We start from the raw sequence: 2,286 nt of genomic DNA on the forward strand, positions 1-2,286 counted from the left end.
GACTTGGGTAGACCGCAGTACTCGCGGTTCTCCAATTGAAGGAGATAAATGGTGGATTTCTATTGCGATGTCTTCTGACGGGTCTAAAATTGCCGCAGTAGCGAGGGAAGGCCATTTGTATACTTCCACGAATGGAGGGATGACCTGGGTAGATCGCAGTACTCGCGGTTCTGCAATTGTGGGGAATAAACACTGGTATTCCATTGCGATGTCTTCCGATGGGTCCAAACTAGCCGCAGTGGTTTATGACGGGCATCTGCATACCTCTGCAGATGGAGGGGCGACTTGGGTAAACCACAGTACTCGCGGCTCTGCAATTGAGGGAAATAAATGCTGGTATTCCATTGCGATATCTTTTGATGGGTCCAAACTTGCTGCGGTGGCAAGGGGAGGGCATCTGTATACCTCCGTGGATGGAGGGATGACTTGGGTAGACCGCAGTGCTCGTGACTCTGCAATCGAAGGAGATAAAGAATGGCGAGTCATTGCAATATCTTCTGATGGGTCCACAATTGCCGCAGCAGTTTATAAAGGTCATCTGTATACCTCCATGGATGGAGGGGCGACTTGGGTGAACCACAGTACTCGTGGCTCTGCAATTGAGGGAAATAAACATTGGTATTCCATTGCGATATCTTCTGATGGATCCAAACTAGCCGCAGTGGTTTATGACGGGCATCTGTATTCCTCTATGGATGGAGGGACTACCTGGATGGACCGCAGTACTCGCGGTTCTGTAATCGAAGGAAATAAATGGTGGTATTCCATTGCGATATCTTCTGATGGATCCAAATTAACCGTCGTAGAAGGTCGTGGTTACCTGTATACTTCCTCGGATTCGGGAGCCGTTTGGACAAATCACAGCAAGTAATGATGAGACTCGCGACCCGTTTTGTTAAGAGAAGCACTATGAGCTGAATTGCAGAGTAACGGAGATGCCAGCGTCAGCAGTCGGAGTATCCCGGACAGGTTAGGGGTCTACTGCCGACAAGGGTTGTTGTGTTTAGGATCACCGTCATGGAGAAAACGGAAAGAAATATCTGCCGGCGTTAGAAGGATGCACTGTGATCGGTGGGGTGACACAGTTGTGTTAGCACAATCTCCTAATCATAAGGAGATCTAAGTGTAATCTTTGCGATTATTCCATCCCTTATTTCAAAAGTTATACTAGGCCTATAGTATCCTTCACTGCCAGAACTGTAAATTAGAAGCAACCCTCCCCTAATGAGAAGAATTTCACCCTCTGGGAACTTCTCATATATTGTCTCTGCACTATCCCCTACTCTAACACCCCGATTAAGATGAAATGCATTACTCTTAAGAGTGATAACAGAAATAGTCTCCCATACTCTATAGATAACTAAACCAATATCATTGTTACTGTATTCAAATGCATTTAATCTAGGATTTGACGGATGCTCCCATATACCTTCAGAAGTTAAATGAAATTTAGCCAAAGCGCTGTCGATATCGTCTAGAAGCCATAGAGACGTTCCGTCGCTTGATATAACTTTGAAATCAGAATCGGATACTGGATCGACTGTAAGACTAGCGTCAGCAAACAAAACACCAACTAGCATTGTGGCAGCAGACAATATAACAATCAGTTCCTTCATTTACCTTTTTCCCCATACATTACTCTGCTGCGATTTAGAAAAATATCGGGATCCAATGCTACTCCATCTTTGTGGATCTCAAGGTGTAAGTGAGGGGCATCTGATTTCCCTGTACTACCTATCGTACCAATTTCCTGTCCAGCTGAAATCGGAGTGCCAGATTCTAGCTCTGACTTCTCAGCGGCATGAAAATACTTTGACTCATAATCGTTTTCATGTTTTAGAACTGTGTAATTTCCTGCTTTACCTTTCTCATATCCAGTTCTAGCGACTTCTCCCTCTGCCGCTGCTTGAAATTTTTGCTTTGTATCACCGGAAACTGTAGGACCAAAATCTTTGCCTTTATGCAAGTCAGGAGAACCTTTAAGTATCCTCCAACCAGCATTCGAAGTTACTCTCAGGTCCTCACCAGGTTCTTGGAATTTGGGCGCGTCTTCAAAAGCCTGTAACCAGCTATAAGCCGCATCTGCGCTTTCCAACCCCGTCGGATCGATATACCTCAAGGGATTATTACTCACATAGGCATACCAGTTAACAGCCTCAATGATTGAGTAGCTCTGCTTAGCCTTCCAACCACCCTCACCATCGGGCTCCATCGGGTTTATGAGCTCAAATCCGGCAGGGTCCGGGCTTATCCAGCGGGAGGTTGCAGGCTCATAGTAGCGTGCCC

General features: G+C 45.9%; 3 protein-coding genes. 1 reads left to right on the top strand and 2 read right to left on the bottom strand.

Going from position 1 to position 2,286, the window contains the following annotated elements; all coding sequences use genetic code 11:
* Positions 1-871: WD40/YVTN/BNR-like repeat-containing protein (locus S1OALGB6SA_RS10350; protein WP_195910380.1), on the top strand; the 871-nt coding region annotated here is incomplete at its 5' end.
* Between the two features lie 232 nt (positions 872-1,103).
* Here S1OALGB6SA_RS10350 and S1OALGB6SA_RS08070 read toward each other — a convergent pair.
* Positions 1,104-1,616, bottom strand: coding sequence for a hypothetical protein (locus S1OALGB6SA_RS08070; RefSeq protein WP_124033130.1), 513 nt, complete (start codon positions 1,614-1,616; stop codon positions 1,104-1,106).
* On the bottom strand, positions 1,613-2,286 hold a 674-nt coding region (locus S1OALGB6SA_RS08075; RefSeq protein ID WP_148084054.1), incomplete at its 5' end, for a peptidoglycan DD-metalloendopeptidase family protein. The genes S1OALGB6SA_RS08070 and S1OALGB6SA_RS08075, both read right to left, overlap by 4 nt.

The organism is Olavius algarvensis spirochete endosymbiont, assembly GCA_900608495.1.
GTDB lineage: Bacteria > Spirochaetota > Spirochaetia > DSM-2461 > DSM-2461 > UBA2779.

Bases quoted from the DNA above. Each gene is read 5' to 3' on its own strand.
- S1OALGB6SA_RS08070 (WP_124033130.1), bottom strand. From the start codon at position 1,616: ATGAAGGAACTGATTGTTATATTGTCTGCTGCCACAATGCTAGTTGGT.